Raw genomic sequence first — 6,148 nt, 5'->3', positions numbered from 1 at the left:
TCATGCGCCGCCTGCTGCGCGACGTCGCCGAGAACCGCGAAGTCGGCGACGTCTCCACCCTCGCCGACTCCTCGGTCATGGACCTCATCTCCAAGGGCCTCAAGTCCGGCGACGACTGATCGTCAACGCAGTTCGTGGGAGGGCGTCCGCATCGCGCGGGCGCCCTCCCATTTTTCTTGCACATCCGCTCTGAGCTGCGCGAACAGCATCGCGGAGATGCTTGAGCGGGCAAGTGATCGACCAGACGGATGTTAGGCTCGGCTGCAGGTGTGCCGGGAAGTCTGGTCGGCGACGAAATCGTGCTGTCCACGAACGGAGCCGCTTTGTCCGACGCCCGCAACCGCGCCCGCACCTTCGACTTCGGCGCTTACCTGCGCACCGAAACCGTCGGCGGCATGGTGCTGCTCGCCGCCGCGGCCATCGCGCTGCTGCTGGCCAACTCCCCCGCGAGCGCCTTCTACACCGCGATCCGCGACTTCGAGGTCGGGCCGCACCTGCTGCACCTCGACCTCAGCATCGGCGAGTGGGCCAAGGACGGTCTGCTCGCGATCTTCTTCTTCGTCGCCGGCCTGGAGCTCAAGCGCGAGCTGGTGATCGGCGAGCTGTCCAACATCCGCAGCGCGCTGCTGCCGGTGATCGCCGCGATCGGCGGGATGATCGTGCCCGCCGGACTGGCGTTCGCGGTCAGCATCGGCGCACCCGGTCACGAGACCGCGTGGGCGATCCCGGTGGCCACCGACATCGCCTTCGCGCTCGGCGTCCTCGCGCTGACCGGTTCCTGGATGCCGACCGCGGCCCGGGTGTTCCTGCTCAGCCTCGCGGTGGTCGACGACCTCGGCGGCATCATCGTGATCGCGGTCGTGTTCACCTCCGGCCTGAACCTGCTGGCGCTGCTGGCCGCCGTCGCGCTGTGCGCGCTGTACTGGTTCCTCCAGCACAAGCGCATCCGCTCGCCGTGGATCTACGTGCCGCTGGCCATCGCGACCTGGATCGCGGTGCACAGCTGCGGAATCCACGCCACGATCGCCGGCGTCGCGCTGGGCCTGCTCACCCGCGTCCGCACCGACCCCGAGGAAGGGGCTTCCCCGGCGATGCGGCTGGAGCACCGGTTGCAGCCGTGGTCGGCGGGCCTGGTGGTGCCGGTGTTCGCGTTCTTCGCGGCCGGGGTCCCCGTCAACGGCGAGGCCCTGACGTCGATGTTCGAGGACCGGGTCGCGATCGGCGTGATGGTCGGCCTGGTGGTCGGCAAGTTCGTCGGCATCTTCGTCACGTCGTTCATCGCGGTGAAGCTGCGCATCGGCGACAAACCGAGCTCGGTGTCCTGGATGGACATGGGCGCGCTGGCGATGCTCGGCGGCGTCGGGTTCACGGTCAGCCTGCTCATCACCGAACTCGCGCTGGAGGGCGCGGCCGCCGAGCGCGCCAAGGCCGCGGTGCTCATCGCCTCCGCGGTCGCCTCGCTGCTGGCCGCTGCGGCGCTGGTCCGCAGGGGACGCAAGTTCAACGGCGAAGCCGCTGATGAGCCCGGTGGGAATGTCACTCACGGGTAACGCATCGCGAGTCGCTGAGCAAGGGAGTGATCTACCGTGGCACGATGGTTCGCGTGAACAGCGCCCAGAAGAGCACCAACGGCAGCCGCGAAGGTGCGGAGTGGAGTTCGGTCAACTCCATCCCGTTGTCCGAGGAGGGCACAGCTCCCGACGGGCAGTCCATCGGCGCGTTGGTCAAAGACGCAACGACGCACCTGTCCACGCTGGTTCGCTCCGAGGTGGAGCTCGCCAAGTCCGAGATCGCCGGTGAGGTCAAGAAGGCCCTCAAGGGCAGCGTCTTCTTCATCCTGGCGCTGTGCGTGCTGGGTTTCAGCCTGTTCTTCCTGTTCTTCACCGCCGCGGAGGGCCTGAACGCGCTCGGCCTGTGGCGCTGGGCCTCGTTCGGCATCGTCTTCCTGGCGATGCTGCTGGTCGCCGGTCTCTTCGGGCTGCTCGGCTTCCTGAAGGTCCGCAAGCTCAGCGCGCCGAAGCGCACGATGGCGTCCCTCAAGGAGACCAAGAACATCACCAAGCGCCGCCAGTCCGAGGAGCCGGCCGGAGGCTGACGGATCGGGCGCTCACACCCACGTGGAAAACCGCGGCGGACCCAGGTCGGCCGCGGTTTTTCGCACCTCAGGCCCCTGCTCGGGAGTGCGGGGAACTCACCGGTGGGCGGTTGTGGTCCGAACTGTCCGGACGAAGAGGACATTGATCATGGGCGGTCTGGACAAAGACCGCCCGCGCCTCCGGGATCAGTTCGTGCAGTTGCCCGTGGGTACCGGGGTGTCCAGCCGCGGAGCCACCTCCACCTCGTCGGCGACCTCGTCGGCCGTGAGGGCGAAGCCCGTCTCCGGGTCGTCGACGGCCGCACCGAAGACGACACCGACCACGTCTCCCTGGGGGTTGATCAGCGGTCCGCCGGAGTTGCCGCTCTGCACCCGCCCGCGGACCGTGTAGACGTCGCGGACCACGGTCGCGTTGTCGTAGATGTCCGGCCCGCGCAACCGGATGCGCTCCCGGACGCGGCCTGCCGAAGCCGTGTAGGGCCCGTCGAGCGGGTAACCGAGCGCGATCGTGTCGTTGCCGGGGTGAGCCGACTGCGATGCGAACGTCATCGCCTCGGCGTCGAGGTCCGGCACCGCCAGGATCGCCAGGTCCACGTCCGGCTTGTACATCACGACCTCGGCCTCGAAGTCGCCGCGCCCGATCTCGATGGCCACCCGGTCGGTACCCGCCACGACGTGCGCGTTGGTCATCACCCGGTGCGGCGCGACGACGAAACCGGTGCCCTCCAGCGCGCGGGCGCACGAAGTCGCCCTGCCGCGGATCTTGACCACGCTGAGCTGCGCGTTGCGCACCACCTCGCTGCCGGCCAGCGCCGGGTCGGGTGGTGCGATCTCGGCGACCGGGGTCTCCGAGAAGGGTTCCAGTGCCTCCGGGAAGCCCGACATCCCGAGCATCTCGCGCAGGTCGTTGGGCAGCGCCCTGGCCTGCGGGGGCATCACCGAGTTGACCGCGCCGAGCACCTGCGAACGGCTCAGCGCCGCCGCCAGACCGGGCAGCGCGGTGGCCGAGGTGAACGGCAGCGCCACCAGCCAGGCCACCACCAGCACCGCGATGAACTGCAGCACCGATCCCAGCGCGTTGTCGACCCCTGCGATCCGGGGCGAGGTGATCCGGTCCCGCAGCTCGCGGCCCGCCCACATCCCGAAGGTCTCACCGAAGGCGACCAGCAGGACCACGATGCCGACGCCGAAGGCCAGCCGGGCGACCGGGCTGTCCAGGGTGTCCAGCAGCAGCGGCGCCACCTTCAGCCCCACCACGGCCCCGACGAACACGCCCACGAAGGACAGCAGTGCGGTGACCAGACCGCTCCGAGCCCCGGAGACCGCAGCGAGCAGTGCCAGCAGCACCACCAGCAGGTCGACCCAGTTCACCCACTCACCCCTCGCTCTGGACGATCAGCCGCACCACCGTCTCATGGTTCGACAACAGAACGGCCAAGCCGGGCTTCCAAGGAGGTCTTCGCCACCCCTCAGGAACGCCCCAGTCCGATGTCGTCGGCCTCTTCGGCCGCCCGCCAGGCTTCGTCCAGCTCGCGCACGTCGGCCCGGTTCCAGCTGCGCGACCAACCGGCCAGTTCCAGCAGTCCGGCCAGCAGCCCGCCGGTGAACCCCCAGACGAGCATCCCCGGGACCAGGAACGCCGGACCCGCCATTCCGCTGCTCAGCCGCACTCTCACCCGGTTCTCCGGGTCGGCGAGCCAGGAGATCGGCACCCGGGCCACGGCCGCGGTCTCACCCGGGTCGACCGCCGCGACCGGCGACGGCTCGACCCAGTGCGCGAGCACCGGGGTCACCCGGAAACCGCTGTGCGGAACGTGCAGTTCCGGCAGGGTCGCCACCGGCCGGACGCCCTCGACCCGCACCCCCACCTCCTCGACGGCCTCACGCAGCGCGGCGTCCACCGGCCCGGAATCGACATCGTCGAGCGCCCCTCCGGGGAAGGCAACCTGACCGGGGTGCGAGTTGAGCCCGTCGGCGCGGCGCAGGAGCAGCACCTCGGGGCCCTGCTCGCCTTCGCCGAGCAGGATCAGCACCGCGGCGGCGCGGGCGGAGGACGGCGGCGAGTCCCTCGGCCAGCCGAAGTGCCCGGGGTCGAGGTCGGCGGTGCGCTTGACCAGCGTCCGCATCCATTCGGGCAGGTCAGCGGGATCGACCAGCGGTCCGTTGTCGCTCACTGACCCCCCAGGGTTCGTTCGACGGCGGCCCGAACCTCGTGCGGGGATTCGAACGCGACCGGTGGATCGATGCGCCGCACCTCGCCGGAGGCGGTCACCACGTAGCTGACCGGCAGCACGTTGGGAGACCGCAGCGCTGCCCGCGCGCGGTTGTCGCCGTCATGCACGTTCGGGAAGTGAACGCCCAGCGCGCGCAGTAGGTCAAGACCCTCCGCCGCGCCGCTGTCGACCTGCACGCCCAGCACCCGGACGGCTCCGGGCTCGGTGCTGTAGGCCTGCAACGCGGGCAGCTCGGTGCGGCAGGGAACGCACCAGGTGGCCCAGAGGTTGATCAGCGCCGGTCCGCCCGAGGCCGTACCGGCCAGGTCGACGGGTCGGCCGTCGGCCAGGCACTGCAGCGTCGTGCCCGCCAGTTCGGCGGGTCCGCCGGTTCCGGCCGGGCACGGCTCCAGCGCGGCGGCGGCGCGCTGCTGCGGATCGATCCGCTCCGCCGGTGGCGGCGGAGCCGCGGAAGGGCCCTGCTGCTCGTGGTCGCGCGGCCAGAGCGCGATCGCCGCGAGGACGGCGAGCACGACGACCACGACGGTCCACTGGATCTCGGACCGGTAGGCACGGAGGTTCACGCCACCGGCTCCTTGGCCGCCTGGCTCTCGATGGTCTTGTCCGGGACCTCGTCGACGATGCCCGCCAGCTCCAGCAGCCGCGGCGTCTCCGGACCCCTGACCAGCTTGGCGGCCTCCACGTGATCGGTCGGCCCGTCCCCGTAGGAGGGGCAGTCCTTGGCCAGCAGGCACGCGCCGCAGGCCGGTTTGCGGGAGTGGCAGACCCGGCGGCCGTGGAAGATCACCCGGTGGGACAGCATCGTCCACTCCTTGCGGGGGATCAGCTCGCCGATCGCGTGCTCGACCTTGACCGCGTCTTCCAGATCGGTCCAGCCCCACCGGCGCACCAGGCGTCCGAAGTGGGTGTCCACGGTGATGCCCGGGACGTCGAAGGCGTTGCCGAGGATCACGTTGGCGGTCTTCCGCCCGATCCCGGGCAGCTTGACCAGCTGATCGAGCTTTCCGGGAACCTCGCCGCCGTACTTGTCGACGAGCGCGGCACCCAGCCCCATCAGCGACGCCGCCTTGTTCCGGTAGAAGCCGGTGGACCGGATCATCTCCTCCAGCTCGGTCCGCTCGGCGCCGGCGTAAGCCGCGGCCGTCGGGTACAGGCGGAACAGCGCGGGCGTGACCTCGTTGACCCGCTTGTCGGTGCACTGGGCGGACAGGATGGTCGCGACCGCCAGTTCCAGAGGCGTGTTGAAATCGAGCTCGCAATGCGCGTCCGGATAGGCTTCGTCGAGGGCGCGCAGCATGCGCCTCGCTCGCCGGACGAGCCCCAACTGGGTCTCCTCCTTCTTCCTGGACCGGGATACGACCTGGTCAGGAGATGTTCCAGCGGACTTGGCGCGGGTGTTTCGGGCAGGCTCCGGCACCCCACCAGACTACGGAGGAGCACGGACACGGAAAGTGGCGGTACTGTCACCGGCCCTGCGAATCGACCCCCGGTTGAACCGGCGTCGAAGGTATGAGCGAGGATTCACACCATGATGGCTGCCTGGTTCGTCATCGTCGTACCGCTCGTGATCATGTTCTTCACGCTCTTCATGGAGCGCGTGGAAGCCCGCCTGCGGCATGTGGCGGTGCAAGAGAACGAGGTGGAGGAGTTGCTGGAGAACGCCCGGCCTGATGAGGTGCGGGCGCTGTTCCGGCAAGGTATTGGACGTGCGCTGGAGCTTTTCCAGCTACGCAGGGTGGGACGCGCCGGTAGGCTGCGTACTCGCCGTTCGCGCGACCAGTCTTAGAATCACTGGTAGTGATCGGCGGCACATCGCCAG

At 69.7% G+C, this 6,148-nt stretch carries 7 protein-coding genes; 3 read left to right on the top strand and 4 right to left on the bottom strand.

Annotation, left to right across the window (positions count from 1 at the left end; genetic code table 11):
- The first annotated feature begins 296 nt into the window (after positions 1-296).
- On the top strand, positions 297-1,550 hold the full coding sequence (gene nhaA, locus AB0J91_RS31240) for a Na+/H+ antiporter NhaA (protein ID WP_363876170.1): 1,254 nt from the start codon (positions 297-299) through the stop codon (positions 1,548-1,550).
- 44 nt (positions 1,551-1,594) lie between these two features.
- Positions 1,595-2,095 carry a phage holin family protein gene (locus AB0J91_RS31235; protein WP_363876161.1) on the top strand — a complete coding sequence of 167 codons (501 nt, stop codon included), beginning with the start codon at positions 1,595-1,597 and terminating at the stop codon, positions 2,093-2,095.
- A 186-nt stretch (positions 2,096-2,281) separates the two neighbouring features.
- Here the strand turns inward: AB0J91_RS31235 and AB0J91_RS31230 are convergent, their stop codons facing one another.
- The 4 genes from AB0J91_RS31230 to nth form a co-directional block, all read right to left on the bottom strand.
- Positions 2,282-3,466 carry a MarP family serine protease gene (locus AB0J91_RS31230; protein ID WP_363876158.1) on the bottom strand — a complete coding sequence of 395 codons (1,185 nt, stop codon included), beginning with the start codon at positions 3,464-3,466 and terminating at the stop codon, positions 2,282-2,284.
- A gap of 98 nt (positions 3,467-3,564) precedes the next feature.
- Entirely contained in the window at positions 3,565-4,221 is a 657-nt protein-coding gene (locus AB0J91_RS31225) for a CoA pyrophosphatase (protein ID WP_363795307.1), read from the bottom strand.
- Between the two features lie 44 nt (positions 4,222-4,265).
- The gene (locus AB0J91_RS31220; protein WP_363876154.1) at positions 4,266-4,892 is read right to left on the bottom strand and encodes a TlpA disulfide reductase family protein; all 627 of its coding nucleotides are present in this window, start codon (positions 4,890-4,892) and stop codon (positions 4,266-4,268) included.
- Complete coding sequence (nth, locus tag AB0J91_RS31215) at positions 4,889-5,626, bottom strand: endonuclease III (RefSeq protein WP_363876167.1); 738 nt, start codon at positions 5,624-5,626, stop codon at positions 4,889-4,891. The genes AB0J91_RS31220 and nth overlap by 4 nt, the downstream gene beginning before the upstream one ends.
- 234 nt (positions 5,627-5,860) lie before the next feature.
- Here nth and AB0J91_RS31210 point away from each other — a divergent pair, with 234 nt between their 5' ends.
- Positions 5,861-6,115, top strand: a complete 255-nt coding sequence (locus tag AB0J91_RS31210) for a hypothetical protein (RefSeq protein WP_029535541.1) — start codon at positions 5,861-5,863, stop codon at positions 6,113-6,115.
- Positions 6,116-6,148 lie beyond the last annotated feature (33 nt).

It is taken from the genome of Saccharopolyspora sp. NPDC049357 (genome assembly GCF_040677225.1).
GTDB lineage: Bacteria > Actinomycetota > Actinomycetes > Mycobacteriales > Pseudonocardiaceae > Saccharopolyspora.
This window is presented reverse-complemented; position numbering and strand designations above follow the sequence as displayed.

Bases quoted from the DNA above. Each gene is read 5' to 3' on its own strand.
- AB0J91_RS31235 (WP_363876161.1), top strand. From the start codon at position 1,595: ATGGTTCGCGTGAACAGCGCCCAGAAGAGCACCAACGGCAGCCGCGAA.
- AB0J91_RS31225 (WP_363795307.1), bottom strand. From the start codon at position 4,221: ATGCGGACGCTGGTCAAGCGCACCGCCGACCTCGACCCCGGGCACTTC.
- nth (WP_363876167.1), bottom strand. From the start codon at position 5,626: ATGCTGCGCGCCCTCGACGAAGCCTATCCGGACGCGCATTGCGAGCTC.
- AB0J91_RS31210 (WP_029535541.1), top strand. From the start codon at position 5,861: ATGGCTGCCTGGTTCGTCATCGTCGTACCGCTCGTGATCATGTTCTTC.